Annotated in this window: 19 protein-coding genes; 9 read left to right on the plus strand and 10 right to left on the minus strand. The window is 64.8% G+C overall.

The genetic code is table 11. The annotated features are described in order from the left end of the window. Positions 1-4: 4 nt before the first annotated feature. The 4 genes from trmFO to I6F20_RS05050 all read right to left on the minus strand — a co-directional run bounded on the left by trmFO (position 5) and on the right by I6F20_RS05050 (position 4,043). Complete coding sequence (gene trmFO / locus I6F20_RS05035) at positions 5-1,432, minus strand: methylenetetrahydrofolate--tRNA-(uracil(54)-C(5))-methyltransferase (FADH(2)-oxidizing) TrmFO (RefSeq protein WP_036028202.1); 1,428 nt, start codon at positions 1,430-1,432, stop codon at positions 5-7. Between the two features lie 127 nt (positions 1,433-1,559). After that, entirely contained in the window at positions 1,560-1,712 is a 153-nt protein-coding gene (locus tag I6F20_RS05040; protein WP_007590701.1) for a DUF1127 domain-containing protein, read from the minus strand. Positions 1,713-2,190: 478 nt separating this feature from the next. After that, positions 2,191-3,015, minus strand: coding sequence for a lytic murein transglycosylase (locus tag I6F20_RS05045; RefSeq protein ID WP_225125283.1), 825 nt, complete (start codon positions 3,013-3,015; stop codon positions 2,191-2,193). Positions 3,016-3,134: 119 nt separating this feature from the next. Beyond that, entirely contained in the window at positions 3,135-4,043 is a 909-nt protein-coding gene (locus tag I6F20_RS05050) for a DUF2189 domain-containing protein (protein ID WP_036044220.1), read from the minus strand. 337 nt (positions 4,044-4,380) lie between these two features. On the opposite strand from I6F20_RS05050, the gene I6F20_RS05055 reads away from it, so the two are divergent. Beyond that, a complete protein-coding gene (locus I6F20_RS05055) occupies positions 4,381-4,779 on the plus strand; it encodes a DUF3597 domain-containing protein (protein WP_225125284.1) in 399 nt (132 codons plus the stop codon). A 54-nt stretch (positions 4,780-4,833) separates the two neighbouring features. Here I6F20_RS05055 and I6F20_RS05060 read toward each other — a convergent pair whose 3' ends face one another. Then, on the minus strand, positions 4,834-5,109 hold the full coding sequence (locus tag I6F20_RS05060; RefSeq protein ID WP_036044205.1) for a GNAT family N-acetyltransferase: 276 nt from the start codon (positions 5,107-5,109) through the stop codon (positions 4,834-4,836). A gap of 321 nt (positions 5,110-5,430) precedes the next feature. Here I6F20_RS05060 and I6F20_RS05065 point away from each other — a divergent pair, with 321 nt between their 5' ends. Beyond that, positions 5,431-5,826, plus strand: coding sequence for an SPW repeat protein (locus I6F20_RS05065; protein WP_225125285.1), 396 nt, complete (start codon positions 5,431-5,433; stop codon positions 5,824-5,826). Between the two features lie 48 nt (positions 5,827-5,874). Here I6F20_RS05065 and I6F20_RS05070 read toward each other — a convergent pair whose 3' ends face one another. Then, complete coding sequence (locus tag I6F20_RS05070; protein ID WP_036028195.1) at positions 5,875-6,150, minus strand: GNAT family N-acetyltransferase; 276 nt, start codon at positions 6,148-6,150, stop codon at positions 5,875-5,877. Positions 6,151-6,233: 83 nt separating this feature from the next. Beyond that, positions 6,234-6,593 (minus strand): hypothetical protein, encoded by a 360-nt coding sequence (locus tag I6F20_RS05075; RefSeq protein ID WP_109143671.1) that lies wholly within the window; start codon positions 6,591-6,593, stop codon positions 6,234-6,236. Positions 6,594-6,687: 94 nt separating this feature from the next. On the opposite strand from I6F20_RS05075, the gene I6F20_RS05080 reads away from it, so the two are divergent. The 6 genes from I6F20_RS05080 to I6F20_RS05105 all read left to right on the plus strand — a co-directional run bounded on the left by I6F20_RS05080 (position 6,688) and on the right by I6F20_RS05105 (position 13,182). After that, positions 6,688-7,182 (plus strand): hypothetical protein, encoded by a 495-nt coding sequence (locus tag I6F20_RS05080; RefSeq protein ID WP_225125286.1) that lies wholly within the window; start codon positions 6,688-6,690, stop codon positions 7,180-7,182. 105 nt (positions 7,183-7,287) lie between these two features. Continuing rightward, a complete protein-coding gene (locus tag I6F20_RS05085) occupies positions 7,288-8,889 on the plus strand; it encodes an acyl-CoA synthetase (protein WP_225125287.1) in 1,602 nt (533 codons plus the stop codon). 9 nt (positions 8,890-8,898) lie between these two features. Further along, positions 8,899-9,759, plus strand: a complete 861-nt coding sequence (locus I6F20_RS05090; protein ID WP_225125290.1) for a PCC domain-containing protein — start codon at positions 8,899-8,901, stop codon at positions 9,757-9,759. Positions 9,760-9,855: 96 nt separating this feature from the next. Continuing rightward, the gene (locus I6F20_RS05095; RefSeq protein ID WP_225125292.1) at positions 9,856-10,623 is read left to right on the plus strand and encodes an AAA family ATPase; all 768 of its coding nucleotides are present in this window, start codon (positions 9,856-9,858) and stop codon (positions 10,621-10,623) included. Between the two features lie 1,039 nt (positions 10,624-11,662). Next, a complete protein-coding gene (locus I6F20_RS05100; RefSeq protein ID WP_036044199.1) occupies positions 11,663-12,226 on the plus strand; it encodes an SRPBCC family protein in 564 nt (187 codons plus the stop codon). A gap of 2 nt (positions 12,227-12,228) precedes the next feature. Next, complete coding sequence (locus I6F20_RS05105; RefSeq protein ID WP_225125294.1) at positions 12,229-13,182, plus strand: YVTN family beta-propeller repeat protein; 954 nt, start codon at positions 12,229-12,231, stop codon at positions 13,180-13,182. A gap of 63 nt (positions 13,183-13,245) precedes the next feature. On the opposite strand, the gene I6F20_RS05110 is transcribed toward I6F20_RS05105, so the two are convergent. Together I6F20_RS05110 and I6F20_RS05115 are read right to left on the minus strand one after the other, a co-directional pair. After that, a complete protein-coding gene (locus tag I6F20_RS05110; protein WP_306469099.1) occupies positions 13,246-14,061 on the minus strand; it encodes a DUF3313 domain-containing protein in 816 nt (271 codons plus the stop codon). Between the two features lie 29 nt (positions 14,062-14,090). After that, positions 14,091-15,197, minus strand: coding sequence for an alpha/beta hydrolase family protein (locus I6F20_RS05115; RefSeq protein WP_225125296.1), 1,107 nt, complete (start codon positions 15,195-15,197; stop codon positions 14,091-14,093). 105 nt (positions 15,198-15,302) lie between these two features. Here I6F20_RS05115 and I6F20_RS05120 point away from each other — a divergent pair, with 105 nt between their 5' ends. Further along, positions 15,303-15,947: a TetR/AcrR family transcriptional regulator gene (locus I6F20_RS05120; RefSeq protein ID WP_036028176.1), complete on the plus strand. Its 645-nt coding sequence runs from the start codon at positions 15,303-15,305 to the stop codon at positions 15,945-15,947. Positions 15,948-16,000: 53 nt separating this feature from the next. On the opposite strand, the gene I6F20_RS05125 is transcribed toward I6F20_RS05120, so the two are convergent. Beyond that, a complete protein-coding gene (locus I6F20_RS05125) occupies positions 16,001-16,648 on the minus strand; it encodes an HAD-IA family hydrolase (RefSeq protein WP_036012680.1) in 648 nt (215 codons plus the stop codon). Between the last annotated feature and the right edge of the window lie 450 nt (positions 16,649-17,098).

Below are 17,098 nucleotides of genomic sequence, written 5' to 3' on the forward strand. Positions count from 1 at the left end.
AAACTCACGCGGCGGCGGCAATGCGCAGGTGATCGGCGATCCAGCGATCGAGATCGGCGAGCGCCCGTGCGCTCAGCGCCTGCTTCTTGGCCACCGTCTTCTCGTTGCCGCGCAGCCGCGTGCCGTCGGGCTTCTTCGTTGGCACGCTCGTGAGCGGTGGAAACAGGCCGAAATTGATGTTCATCGGCTGGAACGAGCGCGTGCCCGGCTCGATGGTCTCGATATGGCCGCCGGTGATGTGACCGAGCAGCGATCCCAGTGCGGTCGTAGCCGGCGGGCTGACAAGCGTCTCGCCGCGCGCTTCCGCGGCTGCATAGAGACCCGCGATCAAGCCGACGCTGGCGGATTCCACATAGCCTTCGCAGCCCGTCATCTGGCCGGCGAAGCGCAGCCGCGTCTGTGCGCGCAGCCGCAGCTGGCCGTCGAGCAGCTTCGGCGAGTTCAAGAAGGTGTTGCGATGCAGGCCGCCGAGGCGGGCGAATTCGGCGTTCTCCAACCCCGGAATGGTGCGGAAGATGCGCTGCTGCTCGCCATACTTCAGCTTGGTCTGGAAGCCGACGATGTTGTAGAGCGTGCCGAGCTTGTTGTCCTGGCGCAGTTGCACGATCGCGTACGGTTTCGTGGTGGGATCGTGCGGGTTGGTGAGGCCGACCGGCTTCATGGGACCATGGCGCAGCGTCTCGGGGCCACGTTCAGCCATCACCTCGATCGGCAGGCAGCCGTCGAAATAGGGCGTGTTGGTCTCCCATTCCTTGAACTCGGTCTTCTCGCCGGCGATCAGCGCGGCGACGAAGCCCTCATACTGCTCCTTGGTCATGGGGCAGTTGATGTAGTCGGCACCGTTGCCGCCGGGGCCGACCTTGTCGTAGCGCGATTGGAACCAGGCCACCGACATGTCGATGGACTCGCGGTGCACGATCGGCGCGATGGCGTCGAAGAAGGCGAGCGCGTTCTCGTCGGTGAGCTCGCGGATGGCGTCGGCCAGCGGCGCGGAGGTGAGGGGGCCGGTGGCGACGATGACGTTGCTCCACGCGGCCGGCGGCAGGCCCGCGATCTCGCCGCGCGCGATCTCGATCAGGGGATGATCGTTCAGCGCCTTGGTGACGGCCGCCGAGAAGCCGTCGCGATCGACCGCGAGTGCGCCGCCGGCGGGCACCTGGTTGGCGTCGGCCGCGCGCATGATCAGCGAGCCGAGGCGGCGCATCTCCGCATGCAGCAGGCCGACGGCGTTGTTGGCGGCGTCATCCGAGCGGAACGAGTTGGAGCAGACGAGCTCGGCAAGTCCGTCGGTGCGGTGCGCGTCGGTCATGCGGGTCGGCCGCATCTCGTGCAGCACCACGGGCACGCCGGACTTCGCAATCTGCCAGGCAGCTTCCGAACCGGCGAGGCCGGCACCGATCACGTGGACGAGGTTGGATTGGGGTCCTGTCATGGGGCGGACAGGTAGCGCTTTTCGGCGGAGAGTGGAATCGCCGAGATCGAGTTTTCTGCCACCAGATGCGACAACGCCCGCACGAGGCGGGCGCTATCGGTCCGTTCTAGTGAAGGGCTGAAGGGTATCAGCCCTGATACTGACCGGCGGCAACGCGCGGGATGTCCGAGCGATCGAGGCCGATATCGGCCAATTCGCGATCGCTGAGCTGGGACAGCTCGGCAACATTGCGCTGATAGTCCCGGAAGGCCTGGATCATGCGGATGAGCGAGAGCAGCATTGGTAGTCTCCTGTAGTTCGATTCAGCCTTTGCTTGAGGCCTCATCGTTGAAATGAATATAGGTGAGAGTGGTGCAGTGCGAAAGTTCCGATGTTGCGATGCAGCTAAGCGCTATGTGCATGGCATACGTAACGGATGCTTAACCGGAAGGCGCTCCCGCCCAGAGCTTGGCCAAGGTCGTCCGGTGTCGACGATAAGTACCCGTGAAATAACGGGTTTATGTCAAAGATTGATCTGGGTCATCGCGGAAATAGGTGGCCTATAAGCGGCCAGCAAGTTCAACCCAGCAGCTTATAGACTCAAGTCATGCCTGCCTGATTCGCATAGGACGCGACGCTATTATATGAATATAGATTCACTTTAAGATCCATTGAATACCGAAAATGCGCCCATGAGCGATGCGCTGGCGCCGCTACAGCGAGGCCCGCTTGCCGGGGTTCGGCAGCGGCGATTCGGCGCGCTTCGGCTGGGCTGAGATCTAAGGGGCGCGTGCGAGCTGGGCGGCAAAATAGGCCACGGTCTTGGAGTAGACCTCGCTCTTGTTCCACTGCTTGAGCACCTCAAAGTTCGGGCTGCCCGGCTGCCAGTCCTTGCCCTTCTGCCAGCCATAGCCGACCAGATAATTGGCCGTGGAGGCGAGCACGTCGGGCACGTTATGCAGAAGATCGCGCTTGCCGTTGCCGTCGAAGTCGATGGCATATTTCATCCAGGATGACGGCATGAACTGGGTCTGGCCGAGCTCGCCGGCCCAGGCGCCTTTCATGTCGGCAGGCGCAAGATCGCCGCGCTGGACGATGCGCAGCGCATCCAACAGCTCGGCGCGAAACTGCTCGGAGCGACGGCAATCGTAAGCGAGCGTTGCAAGCGAGCGGAACGTTGCAAACTTGCCGGTGTTGACGCCGAAATCGGTCTCCAGGCCCCAGATCGCGACCAGGACTTCGCCCGGCACGCCGTAAGCCTGCTCGATGCGCGACAGCACCGAGCCGTATTGCTTCATCCTGTTGGAGCCGCGCTCCAAGCGTGGCGGCACCATGCGGCCGGAGAACTCCTCGAAGCTCTGGGTGAAGACCTTTTGCGAGCGGTCGCGGTTGAGCACGCTCTGATCCAGTGTGACGCCGGCAAGCCCGGCAGTGATGGTCTGCTGCGAGATGCCCTTCGCCGCAGCGTCGGTTTTGAAATCAGCCAGCCAAGCGTCGAAATTGCCCGAGTCGCAGGCAACCGCGGCGGGCGCTGGCTGGACTGAGAGAAGGGACGCGGAGACGGCCAAGGCTGCGAGAGCAAGACGAGAAATCGTCGGAGTCATCAGATGAAATGGATTTCCGTGAATTGACCTGACCGGCAGCATAATCTCGGCTGTAACCGCGGCCAAAGCAAGGCGCGCGGCCCTGTCCGAACCGGCCAGGGCCGCACGTCACGAGATTGTCAGACGTCAGTCCGATTCCGCCACGGGAAAAGGTTGGCCGGGAAGTCGGCGGCCGGCTTGCGCGGCCGATGCGGCGGAGGGGGGACCGGACGTGCGCCCGGATCCGACGCGATCACCTTGCGGTAAAGGTGCCACGTGGCGTGCCCGAGCAGCGGGACCACAACGGCGAGGCCGAGGAAGGCCGGGATCGTGCCAAGCGCGAGCAGCACCGCCACGATCAGGCCCCAGGCCGCCATCGGCACCGGGTTTTTCGCGACCACGCGCAGCGAGGTGCTCATCGCCTCGAACGCACCGGCATGGCGGTCCAGCATCAAGGGGAACGACACGGCACTGAGACAGAGCGCGGCGAGCGCGAACAGGAATCCGGTGCCGCAGCCAACCACGATCAGCCACCAGCCTTGCTGCGTCGTCAGCACGCGCATCATGAAGTCCGAGAATCCGGTGACGCCCTCGTAGCCGAACGCCGCGATATAGATCGCCTGCGCGGTCGCCACCCAGGTGACGAACAGGGCGAGCAGCAACGTACCGAGGCCGAGCATCGCGCCGAACGACGGCGATCGCAGCACCTCCATGGCATCCCAGGCGCTGGCCGGTTCATAGCGCTCGCGCCGGCTGGAAAGCTCGTAGAGCCCGAGCGCAGCGAAAGGTCCGATCAGCGCGAAGCCCGCGGCGAGCGGAAACAGCAGCGGCAGCACCGAATAGCCCATCACCACACGGGCGAGCACGAGGCCGAGCACCGGGTAGATCACGCAGAGGATGATGGCGTGGCTCGGAACGGCCTTGAAATCCTCCCAGCCGCGCCTGAGCGCGTCGTGCAGATCGGACAATTGAATGGTTCGGATCACCGGTCCAGCCGCATCCGTGGGCTGGGCCATCGTGGGGACATTGCCCTGGTAGAGTGTGGCCATGGTCGCTAGCTCCCTTGCCAAGCGGCTGCATCCGGCGCCGGCAAACGGCGCAAGCGGCCGCCCATTCTCTTGAAATCCCACGATTCCGACCAGACGCGAATTCCGGATGGATCGCGAGCTGAACGGCAAGCATACTCCCAAGTCCGAGTCCTGTCCCTCACGCTGGGTGAAATTTCGATGCCGCGACGCAATCAATGCGGCGTCATTCTGTCGTCATTTCGCCGCAGATAAGCTGATGCTGCTGTCCGTTCGCGCAACTTCGCGGGCGCGGCGCACCAACTTCGTCTATAAGTGCCACGCAAGGCCCTTCCAACGGATTCCTTTTCGGGGAGCAGACATGAGCATTTTCGGGAAAATCATCAGCGCGATCTTCGGCGGCCAGCCGGCCTCCGCTGCGCCGGCCGGCGGCGCCGCTTCGCCGGGCGCCCCCGCAGGGTCGGCAAGTTCTTCGGCGCCGGCCGCCGCGCCCATGGCCGCGGTCGACGTGGCGGCGATCGTCGACAAGGCGGCCGCCGCGCACAAGGGCGAGAAGCTGGAATGGCGTACCTCCATCGTCGACCTCATGAAGGCGCTCGACATCGATTCCAGCCTCGCTGCGCGCAAGGATCTCGCCAAGGAGCTGGGCTACAGCGGCGACATGAACGACTCGGCGAGCATGAACGTCTGGCTGCACAAGCAGGTGATGTCCAAGCTCGCCGCTAATGGCGGCAAGCTGCCGCCGGAGATCAAGCACTGACCGGACCTGGGGTAGTGCCGCAGGGGCCCGCGATCGCCGCGGGCCCTTTTGCATTCAGGCGACCAGATCCGCATCCTCCGGATGCCGATCGAGATAGTCGACGACGAAGCCGCAGCCGGCGATCACCTTCTTGCCGTCGCGCCGGATCAGGTCGAGCGCGCCCTTGACCAGCTCGGAGCCGATGCCGCGCCCGCGCAACGCGCGCGGCGTCTCGGTGTGGGTGATGATTACGGCCGACGGCGTCAGCCGGTAATTGGCGAAGGCGATGTCGTCGCCGACATCGAGCTCGAAGCGGCTCCTGTCCTTGTTGTCGCGTACCGAAGCCGCCATGCGGGGTCCCTCCGAACTGCAGGTGCCTCCTGATCTAGGAGGCTGACACGGCCCTTGCCAAGGTGAGACCAGGGGGAGATTGCGCAGATGAGATATCTGCAAATGCGCGCCGCCCTGACCGCACTGCGGTATGGCCATGGCGCCCGGCGAGCATGGTCCCGCGACTCCGCAAATAATTCCCGATACCGCTCTTGCAAGCCGGAGTTCGGTTCCCACGTCCTGGAAAGGACATACGCCCGAATGCGGCCGGCAGGGTCGCCAGATATTCGGAGTGTCATGATCGCCAGCCGCAGACGTATGCCTCTTTTGCAGGAGGGTACGATGTCGGATTCTGGTTTTTTGAAGACTCATCGAACGTGGGAAGACTGGTGTGGGATGCTGCTGGGCGCGTTGATCGTGGCCTCGCCGTGGTTCCCGATCCAGGATCAGGCGATCTCCGGTCACCAGACGGCCATCCTGAACACCGTTGCGATCGGTCTCGTCGTATTTGGCATCAGCCAGCTCGAATATGTCGCCTTGCAGCGCTGGCAGGAGGTGATGACGATCCTGGCCGGACTGTGGCTCATCGCCTCGCCATACGTGATCGGCTATTCCGGTGAGGGATTTCTCCGCATCTATCACACGACCCTCGGTGCGGTGGTGGTGCTGCTCGGCATTCTCCAGCTATGGCAGGACTGGGATATGAATGACCAGGACTTGCTCAAGCACGGACAATAGACCGTAAGTACGGCAGGCCCGCCGGCCACGAGCGGCGGGCCTGTGCACTCACCGTGTCACGAGATCCGCATAGTCCGGGTGCTTGTCGATCCACGCCTTCACGAACGGGCATTGCGGGATTAGCTTCAATCCGTCGGCGCGGACCTGGTCGAGCGCGCCTTGCACCAGCTTCGAGCCAATGCCCTTGCCGCCAAGCTCCTTCGGCACGTCGGTGTGCTCGAAGGTGATGACACCGCCGTCGAGCCGGTAGTGCTCGGTCGCAAGATGACCCTCCACGTCGAGCTCATAGCGGTGATGGGCCTTGTTGTTGATGACGTCGCTCATATCATTGCCTTGCAGCTGCCGGCCTCGCGCACGAGATCGTAACGCGCGGTCCGGCCGGGGTTTCCAATCCGAAGCTGTTCCGTTCAATCGGTCGCTTTGGCGAGCCTGGAATCTTCGGCTTGTGGCTGCGGGCGGAGGCAGCCCTGGCAGATGACCAGGGAGCGGCTGACCCTGGCGTCCTGTTCGGCCTCGATGCCATCCTGCGCCTGCCACCGTTCCTTCGAATGGGGCTGAGCGTCGGCTTGCAACCTGTTGCGCTCGGAGCGGCTGGAGGTTCGTGTCGGCTGCGAGGCGGCGCGGGGCCGGTTGGGATCCTCGCCGGCGCCATCCCAGGCATAACGCGCAGGCTTGACGGCGAGATCGGATGCCAGATGCGCTTGCGGAGTCGCGGCACATCCGGCGAGCGCCAGTGACAACAGAAGGAGGGCAGGCGCTTTGACCATGATGCGGCACTCTGTACGCGAGAACTGAGCGAGGTTGCGTCGATCATGTTTAAGACTTCCTGAACGATATCGTTTGTGGTTGCGACCAACACCAATGCGATATCTGATCCTCCTGCTCAGCTTGCTCGTGACCGGCGCGCGTGCCGACGACGCAAAGCCGTTCAATCCGGCCGATTATCCGCCCGGCGTGCAGAAGGCTGTGCGCTTTGCCAATGAGGAATGCGAGAGCCAGCAAGGCGGCGAGGTGACCTTCGCGCATGATACGGTGCGCAGGATCGACCTGACCGGCGATGGTCGTGAGGACTACATCGTCGATTTCCAGGACACCAAATGCGGCGATCGCGAGACGACCTATTGCGGAACCGGCGGTTGCGTCATGAAGATCCTGGTGACGCTGCCGGACGGCAGCGTGCGCGAGGTGTTCGACGGCTACGTTCTTCGCTACAAGATCATGGCAGCGCCGGTGAAGCGCGGCGCCGCGCGCACCATCCGCTTCGATCTGCATGGCAGTTTCTGCGGCGGCTTTGGTCCGCAAGCCTGCTGGAAGACCAAGGCCATCACGGCGACGCCTTTTGCGTTCAAGCAGTAGGCCAAGTCCGCGGCAGCCGGCCTTGCAGGGCCGCTGGCGTTGGCGATAAATGGGCTGCAATGAACGGACGGCTTGCGTGCCGCCCGTCGTCGAAGAGGAAGCCCGATGCAGCCCCTGCGCATGTCCCGCCGCGTCATGAATCTCGCCTATATGCTGACCCAGAATGCGCGGCGGCATGGCGCGCGTCCCGGCTTCGTCTGGGGGGACAAGTCCTGGACCTGGCGCGAGATCGATGCGCAGGTCTCCGCCCTGGCCGCGGCGCTCGCCGCGCGGGGCATAGCCAAGGGCGACCGCATCCTCGTCCATTCCAAGAATGGCGATGAGATGTTTGTCTCGATGTTCGCCGCGTTTCGGCTCGGCGCGGTCTGGGTGCCCACCAATTTCCGTCTGATGCCGGATGAGGTCAGCTATCTCGCGCAGGCCTCCGGCGCCAAGGCGTTCCTGTGCCATGTCGATTTCCCCGAGCACGCCGCGGCGGTGAAGGACGGTGCGCTGGAGTTCACCTGGAGCGTCGACGGCAAGGCCGCGTTCGGCGAGCGCTCGGTGGCCGATGCGATCGCCTCGCATGCGGGCGCCGTTGTGGAGAATGTCGCGGTCGAGCATGACGATCCCTGCTGGTTCTTCTTCACCTCCGGCACCACCGGACGCTCCAAGGCGGCCGTGCTCACCCACGGCCAGATGGGATTCGTCGTTACCAATCATCTCGCCGATCTGACGCCCGGCACGACCGAGCAGGATGCCTCGCTGGTGGTGGCACCGTTGTCGCACGGCGCCGGCGTCCACCAATTGATGCAGACCGCGCGCGGCGCGCGCACCGTGCTGCTGCCGACCGAGAAATTCGACATCAACGAGGCGCTCCGCCTGATCGAGGCGCATCGCGTCAGCAATCTCTTCACCGTGCCGACCATCCTGAAGATGATGGTCGAGCATCCCGCCGCCGACAAATACGACCATTCCTCGCTGCGCTACGTCATCTATGCGGGCGCGCCGATGTATCGCGAGGACCAGAAGGCGGCGTTGAAGAAGCTCGGCAAGGTGATCGTGCAGTATTTCGGCCTCGGCGAGGTCACCGGCAACATCACCGTGCTGCCGGCGGCGCTGCACGACCCGGAGGACGGCCCGCACGCCAGGATCGGCACCTGCGGCTTCGAGCGCACCGGCATGCAGGTGTCGATTCAGGACGATGAGGGCCGCGAGCTCAAGGCTAACCAGAGCGGTGAGATCTGCGTGATCGGGCCTGCCGTGTTCGCCGGCTATTACAACAACCCCGAAGCCAATGCGAAGGCGTTCCGCAATGGCTGGTTCCGCACCGGCGACCTCGGCCACATGGACGAGGAGGGTTTTGTGTACATCACAGGACGTGCGTCGGACATGTACATCTCCGGCGGCTCCAATATCTATCCGCGCGAGATCGAGGAGAAGATCCTGACCCATCCCGGGATCGGCGAGGTCGCCGTGCTCGGCGTGCCCGACGCGACCTGGGGCGAGGTCGGCGTCGCCGTCTGCGTCGTCCGAGAAGGCGCGAAGGCGGTGACCGAAGCGGAGATGGCGGCGTTCTTGTCGCCGAAAGTGCCGCGCTACAAGATGCCGAAGCGCTTCTTCTTCTGGGACGCGCTGCCGAAATCGGGCTACGGCAAGGTGCCGAAGCGCATGGTGCGCGACGAGCTCGAAGCGCGCGGGCTGCTCGACCTCGACAAGGCGAGCTGAGCGCACCACATGCGGAGCATCAAGCAGCCGGGCGCGCCGCTTCCCGAACGCATTCAATGGGTGGAGGCGAGGGGACGCGCTTTCTCGTTCACACTTCAGGCCGGTCTGCCGCTGCTGGAGGCCGCGCGGCGCGGCTTTGCCGCGGAGGGCTTCGCCGGCGGCGTGCTGAACTTCCGCCGCGGCGCGCTCGGGCCGTTCGCCTATGTCATGCCGGCGCTGTCGAAGACCGGTGAGAATGCGGCGTTCTACAGCGATACGTTCCGGCCCGCCGGCGTGACGCGTTTGAGGCTCGGCAGCATGACGCTCGGCACGCGCGACGCTGCGCCGTTCTTTCATTGCCACGGACTGTGGACGGAGGCTGACGGCAAGACGAGCGGCGGCCACATGATGCCGGACGAGACCGTCGTCGCCGAGCCGTTCGAGGTCGGAGCCTTCGGTCTGAACGGTGCGGTGTTCACGGCCGAGCCTGATGCGGAGACCAACTTCAAGCTGTTCGGACCGGTCGCGGCTGCAAGCACCGGCGTGCTCACGACGAGCCGCGCCTTCGCGCTCCGCCTGCGCCCGAACCAGGATTTTGCCGGCGCACTCGAAGCGTTCTGCCGCACGAACGGCATCGCCCGCGCGAAGATCCATGGCGGCGTCGGATCGACCATCGGCGCGCGCTTCAGCCATGGCGGCGTGACCGAGCCGTTTGCGACGGAGCTGGCAATCACGGCAGGGACAATCGCGCCCGGCGCCTCCGGCGCGCTGGAAGCTGCGCTCGATGTCGCCCTGATCGACTATACCGGCGGCGTTGCGGAGGGGCGTCTGATCCGTGGCGACAATCCGGTGCTGATGACGATGGAGCTGGTGCTGGAGGAAGGGGATTAGCTCGTGAGCCGTGACGTGGCAGGTGCAAGATAGCGCTTTTGCAATCCGGATGTTCCTGTCATGTTCCGTTGCGGATACGAGTAGCGGCAGGACGTCATGGCACGAAGAGGCAATCGAACGATCAACCTTCCAGCGCCGTATCTGAAGCGGGTATGGCTCGACCCGTCGCAGGTTCGCGACCGCGAAGCCTATCCGTTTTGCTTGCCCATCTTCCCTGATGATTTCGAGCTTAGCTTCGACAGCCCCATCACGATCATCGTTGGAGAGAACGGCACCGGGAAGTCGACCATCCTCGAAGGCATCGCAGCGCTCGCCGGATATGACGATGCCGGAGGCGGCAAGGGCTACAGGCCGGTCGATCATTCCGAAGCGCGCGAGGAGATGGGCGGCCAACTCTCCAAGGCGCTGCGCGCAAGCTGGCTGCCGAAGATCACCAACGGCTGGTTCTTTCGTGCGGAGAGCTTTTTCTCGGTCGCGCGATATCTGGACAAGGCTGCGCGGGATGCCGGCCAGGTCGGCCCCGATTTCCTGTCGCACTCCCATGGCGAAGGCTTCCTGCGTTTCTTCGAGGAGCGTTGCCAGCGCCAGGGCATCTTCATCTTCGACGAGCCGGAATCGGCGTTGTCGCCGGCGCGCCAGATCGAATTCCTCAAGCTGCTGCGGCGCATGGAAGACTCCCGCATCTGCCAGGTCATCATGGCAACGCATTCGCCGATGCTCATGGCCTATCCCAACGCGCGGCTGCTGCGGCTCGGCAAATATGGCCTGGAGCCTGTCACGGTGGAGCAGACCGACCATTACCGGCTGATGCGCGAGTTTTGTGTCGATCCGCGCGGGTTCGTGGAGGCGACGCTGGGGGAGTAGGTAAGGGAATCCCCTAACACCAGCTCTCTCTGTCGTCGTTGCGAGCGCAGCGAAGCAATCCAGAATCTTTCCGCGGCAGCAGTCTGGATTGCTTCGCTGCGCTCGCAATGACGGAGTGTGGAGCAGCAGTGCGCCAACTCCCGTGTCCCGGACAAGCTGCAACGCGTGAGCATTGCGGCGCAGAGCCGGGACTCAGAAAGCCGCAGCATCGCGGATGCATGGGCTCCGGTTCTGCAGCGCATCACCATAGCGTCGAAGACGCGCGTGAACGCGCTTATGGTGCTGCGCAGCGTCTGTGGCACGAGACCGTTATCAATTCGCTGGCGCGGTTTCGCATCCTCGCGGCGGATTCCGCCCGAGCTTTGCTGCATTCGCCACCCTCGAGAGTGCCGAGGGCGCAGGGAAGGCCGGGTGCCGGCTGGCACCCGCGGTCCACTGTGCGAAGCGTGTGCTTGAAAAAGCTGCACAGCGGCATACAGGTGAAGCCAAACATCCGGCCTTCCCTGCGCAGTGGGTTGACGGCTTATGTCGTGCTCTCCCCGGGGAGCGATGCACTATTGCCCCCGTCGCCTTGCGGATGACTGACGGTGCGGGCCCGGTCGGCCCGCAACGTCACCGCAAGCCTTTGGCGCACAGACCCCGGGCGCCAGGACCACACGATTTTGCCGTACGCAGACTGCGCCCGTCGTGTGCGCGCCTCGCCTGCTCACGGAGTGATCCGCCCTGCAAACCGCCAGCGCGCGACGCTGCCTGCGTCCACCACCTCCCATCCCGCGTTCGTGACGATCGCGATGCGCCCCTCGGCCCGGGTTGGGGTAGGCGCAACATGCGATAATTCCGAATTCGAGTAAAGCGAATTATTTCGACTTGGCATGATTGACCCCGGTCTGGTGTTTTACCCGTCCGCCAACCCAATCAATGGTGTGCATTGGCTTTGCCACCGCCGTGCCACGAACGGGTCTCCCCATGGCCCAAAAATGCGCTAGCATGACCTCAGCGCGCGTTCCAAGTCGCGCAGATTGAGAAACGAGGAAACGAGATGAGGATGAGAAGCGGACCGGCGATCGCCGGGGTGGCGGCGCTGGCGGTGGCGGGGATGGCTCTGATGACCGCCTTCGAGCCGGTTTGGGCCCATGGGCCGACGCGGCAGAAGGTGCGGGAATCCATCGAGATCAACGCGGCCCCCGCCAAGGTGTGGGCGGTGATCGGCAATTTCCAGGACATGAGCTGGCTCCAGCCGGTCACCAAGACCGAAGGCGAGAAGGGCAACGAGATCGGCGCGACGCGCAAGCTGACCCTGACGGGCGGCGGGACGGTCGAGGAGGAGCTCTACAAATACGAGCCCGACATGCAGAGCTATTCGTACCGGATCACCAAGGTCGACGTGAAGGTGCTGCCTGTGACCAATTATTCCTCGACGCTGACGGTCTCGCCCGCGCCTGATGGCAAGGCCAAGCTGGAATGGGCCGGCGCGTTCTATCGCGGCTATCCCAACAACGACCCGCCGCCGGAGCTGAGCGACGAGGCCGCGATCAAGGCCGTGAGCGGGCTGTACAAGGCCGGGCTCGAGGCGCTCAAGAAGAAGATCGAGAGCGGCAGCTGATCGTGCGAGCGCTGGTTCTGGCGGCGCTCGCCGCCAGCCTTTGTTACGCCGGCTTTGGAGGCGCGCGCGCCGACGAGGCGTTCGTCACCAACCAGCTCAGCGAAGATCTGATGGTGGTGGATCTCGCTGGCGCGCGCGGCGTTGCGACCATCCCAATCGGCGGCAAGCCGGCCGGCGTCGCCGTCAGCGCCGACGGGCGCTTTGCCTATGTCACGAGCCCGGATGCCAAGGCGGTGACGGTGGTCGACGCTGCCACGCGGCAGGTCGCCGGCCGCGTCGAGGTCGGCGGCGGGCCGCTCGGCATTGCCGTGGCGCCCGATGGCAAGACGGTCTATGTCGCCGATTGGTACGCGGCCGCGGTGCGGGTGATCGATACGGCCTCGCGCAGCGTTGTCGCCAGCATCGCGGTCGGCGCCTCGCCGTCGGGTCTTGCGGTGACGCCCGACGGCAAGCTGCTGCTCTCGGCGGACCGCGACGACGACAGCGTCTCGGTGGTGGAAACGGCAACGCGCCAACGCAAGGCCGTGATCAAGGTCGGCACCCGCCCGTTCGGCGTCACCATCGATGCCGAGGGCAAGCGCGCCTACACCGCCAATGTCGGCTCCGACGATGTCTCCATGATCGATATCGCGGAAGGCCGCGAGATCGGCCGCGTGCCGGTCGGCATGCGCCCATATGCGGTGGCGCTGACGCTAGGCCGAGGCTTCGTCACCGACCAATATGGCGGCACCGTCAGCGTGTTCGACCTGGCGAGCCTCAAGCCGGTCAAGCGCATCCATGTCGGCGACTATCCCGAAGGCATTGCGGCGACTGCCGACGGCAAGCGCGTCATTGTCGCCTGCTGGGAAAGCAACACGCTAAGCATCATCGATGCGGCCGAGCTCAAGGTGATCGGCGAGATCAAGACCGGCGACGGCCCAAGGGCGTTCGGGGCGTTCCTGCGCAGGACGGAGTAGTTCGTCACAACCCGAGGCCGCTTGCTCCGGCCGGCCGAATTCAAGCGGCCATTCCGCCAGAGCTCAATTGACGTTCTGCGCTTCCAAGATTGTGTTCTCCGGCGCGCCTCGGTCGGTCCAGTCCGGCGGCAGCCCGATTCTTTCTCCGGCCAGGCCTGCCAATCCTGGCGCCCGGCCGAATGTTTCGCAGATCGCTTCCTTGGGCGCACCACCGAGAGAGGCGCTCAATCTGTCGACGGAAGGCGGCGTGGGGACCTTCCCGAACGGGCTCTCCGCGGCAACGAGAAACCTCCCGAAATCGCTTCCGAAAGCCTCGGCCAGGTCATAGGCGTCGCCATCGCTCGATACACGCGGAGCGCTGGTGAAGGAGTTCGCTCCGCGCGCCCAGATCATGGCCGCCTGTTGGTTGCCGCTGCGGTCACGGGCCTCGGCCTCGACGGACAGGCTTCCCAGTCCGATCGGAAGGCGCGGCACCGGAATGGGCACGCCGGGAGCGACGATGGACGGCACGACGCTCGCGACCTTGGAGACGCCGGCTGCCGCCGCATCGGTCGGCGCAATCTGTGTGATGACGGCGCGAACATTCAAGTCCGCAGCCTCCGTGGGAGCTACGATCCGGAAGCGCTCGCTGAGCGCAAGACACATCGCTCTGTTGATTGCGTTCTTGATCAGCCTGCGCTGCTGCGGCGTGAACGGCTGGCTGGCTGCGGTCGCCGTGAACGCGGTCGGCTCGATGCGAGCGGTCTTCGCGGCGAGAACATCAGCCTTGCTGATCCGGAGCTGCGACTTGGTCAAGAGACCATCGGACGGCGTGAGATCGTCGTAGGAGGCCAGCGACCCCGCTCGTTCCAGCGGAGCCGCCGCGCAACCGGCGGCCATCGAGCTCAAGACCGCAACTGCGAGCCACCTCATGGCGAGGGAACGAGACCGGTCGCCACTCCCTGGGCCACGCGCCGGGACTGCGCGACGGGCAGGGGAGAAGGGGCGGCGCCCGGCGCCGAGGCGAGCATGGGCTGCCAGGTCACGTTCCAGCGCGCCAGCGTGGCACCGTTGCCATCGAAAACCAGGTCGAGAAAGGCCAGGGTGAGCTCGGCCGTCGCGAGCTTCACCTTCGGGTTGAGCGCCGGACCACCGGTGAACGAGCGATCGGTGAAGATGCTGTGCGAGCCGCCTTCGAACACGGCAAGCAGCTTGCGCGGTGTGGCAATGGCGTTGAAGACCTCCAGCCGGTCGGCAGCGGGTGAGTAATATCCGGGGATCTGGATGACGTCCTTCGTCGCCGTCACGTGCAGGGTTGGAACGGTGATCCTGCTCAACACCGAGGCAAGATCGGGTTCGCCATAGAATGGAGGGGCCGAAATGACGATGGCGGCGGCAAAGCGCGGGTCGCGCGCCTCGACCCACTTGCCGTCGCGCATCACGCGGGCGCCAACCGCAACAAGCGCCGTGTTCGCCCCATAGGAATGCCCCGCCGCCATGATGCGCCGGCGGTCTACATGGGCACCATGGGGACTCGACAGCATGCGATCCAGGGCAAAGCGCAGATCCAGGGCTCGCGCCAGCGCCTCGCTCTCGTGAGCGGCACGCTGCAGGCGGTCCACGACGGCGAGGGGATTGCCCGCCCAGAGCGAGGAATCGCTGCCGGCATGCTGAACATGCAGGCTGGCGACGCCGCGGGCCGACCAATATCGCCCCAGATAGCTGTAGCCCCGGCGAGAGCCGCCGAGCCCATGGGAGAACACGATGAGCGGCACGCGCGATCCCGGCGCAACATCCGCCGGCCAGTGCAGGCGCGCCGGAACGGGCCGCGAACGCGCCGGATCGACCCAGTCGAAGTCGACGACCGCGGGGGGCGCGGACTGCGCCCGGGCTGGAGGCGCGGCGAGCGTGGCCGTGACGGCGACCGCCAGCAGCGCGGCACCGAACCGCCGTCGGGTCAGGCTTGTCGCTCCGCTCGCACCGTCCGCGCCATTCGCGTGCGCGGATCGCACATGCCGAGAGGAAGTGTCGCTCAACCCGTTCACCATGAAGGCACCTTGTATGAAGTCGCACCGAGTGTAATCGACGTATTGCACTTAGTGTAATTTTGCAAACTGGTCGATTTCATGGCAAAACAGGTCATGAAAAGTTCATCCCGGAAGGAGGAAGGCCTGCGCGAGCGGAAGCGGCGCGAAACGCTGCATCGTATCGCCGAGCAGGGCCTTAAACTGTTTCTGACCAGGGGCTATGATGCCACCACGCTCGACGCGATCGCGGAGGCGGCGGGGATCTCGCGGCGGACGTTCTTCTACTACTTCAAGTCCAAGGAAGAGATCCTCCTGGCGTGGCAGGATGGTGGTTTCAGCGAGACCTTGCGTGCCGCCGTGCTCGAGCAAACGACCAAGCAGTCGCCGCTCGATGCCGCAAGGAACGGCCTGCTGGAGCTGACAGCCCGCTTCCCGGTCGATTACAAGCAAACAAAAGTGATCGAGCGCCTGATGTCCGCGAACGAGTCGCTTCGCATCCGGCAGCAGGCGAAATACGTCGAGAAGGAAGCTGCCGTGTTCGCGGCGCTGTCCCAGATGTGGCCGCAGCCGCATCGGCAGGCTGCGCTGCGCGTGGTCGCCATGATGTCGGTCGGAGCCTTGCGGCTTGCGATGGACAGTTGGAATCGCGACCAGGGCAAGCGGCCCTTGGCCGTCTACGTGAAAGAGGCTTTTGCGTGCCTGAACCGGGAGATCGGAGCGGGAGCCTCGCGCAAGGCTGCCGGTCGATCCGGCGAGTGAGTGAGGGCCGGCCCGGGCTCTCGATGGAAAAGCAATACGGCCGCGCGGTGGTGTTAAGCCCGCATCGGAGCTGTGACGCCGATCAGCGCCGGCGCGATGTCACGGATGTGCTCGAACACATGGTCGGGCCGAAGCGCCGTTAGCGCCGCCGGTGCCGCATAGCCCCAGCACACCGCGCCGCAGGCGATCCCGACCGCCCGCGCCGCGTCGATGTCGCGGACCTCGTCGCCGATCGAGATCACCCTGCTAGGCGCGACGCCGGCGCGGCGGATGACCCGGCGGAATTTCGCGGCCTTGCCGAACAGCGACGCTGCGCAGTCGAAATGCGAGAACAGCGCTGCGGCGTCCCCGAGCTTCTCGCGCGCATTGGCCTCGCTGTCGGACGTCACCAGCGCCAGCTGCACGCCGTTCTCGGCCAGCGTTCGCAGCATCGTCTCGACGTCTGCGAACAGCGAAATCTCGGAAGCCGCCTCCGCCTTCAGACGCCGCGCATGCCGCGCGATCGCCGGCAGCTTCCACATGGGCACTTCGAGCTTGGCGAGGATCTCGCGCGACGAGGCGTGGCGCAGCTCCTCGACATCCTCGTCCTTTACGCGGCGAAAGCCGAAGCGGTCCGCGACGTCGTTGATGGTGCGCAGGAACCACGGGAAGCTGTCGGCGAGGGTACCGTCGAGATCGAATATGGCGAGGGAATAGGGCATGAGGCCGGATTTTGAGCTCGCTGACAAGCGTGAGGTCGCGTGCTAATATTCGTGGAGTTCGAGGACAGCCATGCGACACGAGCGGATCGAAATCAACCCTGCGATCGGCCGTTACGTCGTGATCGACGGGGTTCGATTCCGATCTCGACCCCTGTAGCTCTCTCACCGCAACTTACGAACATCGACATTGATGTCGAGATCGATCTTCGCCACGCAGGTCTGGGTGCTCTTATGCGAGCCGCCTTCATGCCAGCGGCCATCCCGCGCCCGGGCACCACTGACATTGGCCAGCTTCAGGCAGCGCCATTGCGGCAGCGCCTGCTGCTTTCGCCTGCAAACTGCCAGGCCAGCACGGCTTCGTCACCGGACTTGTCGGTGCCGATGATATGCGGACAGAGCTCGCGACGGCGACCCTCGTAGACGCAAGTCACCTGTTGCTCGGCGAGGATC

It is taken from the genome of Bradyrhizobium sp. IC3123, assembly GCF_020193625.1.
GTDB lineage: Bacteria > Pseudomonadota > Alphaproteobacteria > Rhizobiales > Xanthobacteraceae > Bradyrhizobium > Bradyrhizobium yuanmingense.

What these genes read in the sequence shown, in the direction of transcription:
- I6F20_RS05120 (WP_036028176.1), top strand. Translation starts at nt 15,303, where the DNA reads ATGAAAAGTTCATCCCGGAAGGAGGAAGGCCTGCGCGAGCGGAAGCGG.
- I6F20_RS05055 (WP_225125284.1), top strand. Translation starts at nt 4,381, where the DNA reads ATGAGCATTTTCGGGAAAATCATCAGCGCGATCTTCGGCGGCCAGCCG.
- I6F20_RS05100 (WP_036044199.1), top strand. Translation starts at nt 11,663, where the DNA reads ATGAGGATGAGAAGCGGACCGGCGATCGCCGGGGTGGCGGCGCTGGCG.
- I6F20_RS05090 (WP_225125290.1), top strand. Translation starts at nt 8,899, where the DNA reads ATGCGGAGCATCAAGCAGCCGGGCGCGCCGCTTCCCGAACGCATTCAA.
- I6F20_RS05110 (WP_306469099.1), bottom strand. Translation starts at nt 14,061, where the DNA reads ATGGCCGCCGGTTGCGCGGCGGCTCCGCTGGAACGAGCGGGGTCGCTG.
- I6F20_RS05095 (WP_225125292.1), top strand. Translation starts at nt 9,856, where the DNA reads ATGGCACGAAGAGGCAATCGAACGATCAACCTTCCAGCGCCGTATCTG.
- I6F20_RS05060 (WP_036044205.1), bottom strand. Translation starts at nt 5,109, where the DNA reads ATGGCGGCTTCGGTACGCGACAACAAGGACAGGAGCCGCTTCGAGCTC.
- I6F20_RS05125 (WP_036012680.1), bottom strand. Translation starts at nt 16,648, where the DNA reads ATGCCCTATTCCCTCGCCATATTCGATCTCGACGGTACCCTCGCCGAC.
- I6F20_RS05040 (WP_007590701.1), bottom strand. Translation starts at nt 1,712, where the DNA reads ATGCTGCTCTCGCTCATCCGCATGATCCAGGCCTTCCGGGACTATCAG.
- I6F20_RS05075 (WP_109143671.1), bottom strand. Translation starts at nt 6,593, where the DNA reads ATGGTCAAAGCGCCTGCCCTCCTTCTGTTGTCACTGGCGCTCGCCGGA.
- I6F20_RS05045 (WP_225125283.1), bottom strand. Translation starts at nt 3,015, where the DNA reads ATGACTCCGACGATTTCTCGTCTTGCTCTCGCAGCCTTGGCCGTCTCC.
- I6F20_RS05070 (WP_036028195.1), bottom strand. Translation starts at nt 6,150, where the DNA reads ATGAGCGACGTCATCAACAACAAGGCCCATCACCGCTATGAGCTCGAC.
- I6F20_RS05050 (WP_036044220.1), bottom strand. Translation starts at nt 4,043, where the DNA reads ATGGCCACACTCTACCAGGGCAATGTCCCCACGATGGCCCAGCCCACG.
- trmFO (WP_036028202.1), bottom strand. Translation starts at nt 1,432, where the DNA reads ATGACAGGACCCCAATCCAACCTCGTCCACGTGATCGGTGCCGGCCTC.
- I6F20_RS05080 (WP_225125286.1), top strand. Translation starts at nt 6,688, where the DNA reads ATGCGATATCTGATCCTCCTGCTCAGCTTGCTCGTGACCGGCGCGCGT.
- I6F20_RS05065 (WP_225125285.1), top strand. Translation starts at nt 5,431, where the DNA reads ATGTCGGATTCTGGTTTTTTGAAGACTCATCGAACGTGGGAAGACTGG.
- I6F20_RS05085 (WP_225125287.1), top strand. Translation starts at nt 7,288, where the DNA reads ATGCAGCCCCTGCGCATGTCCCGCCGCGTCATGAATCTCGCCTATATG.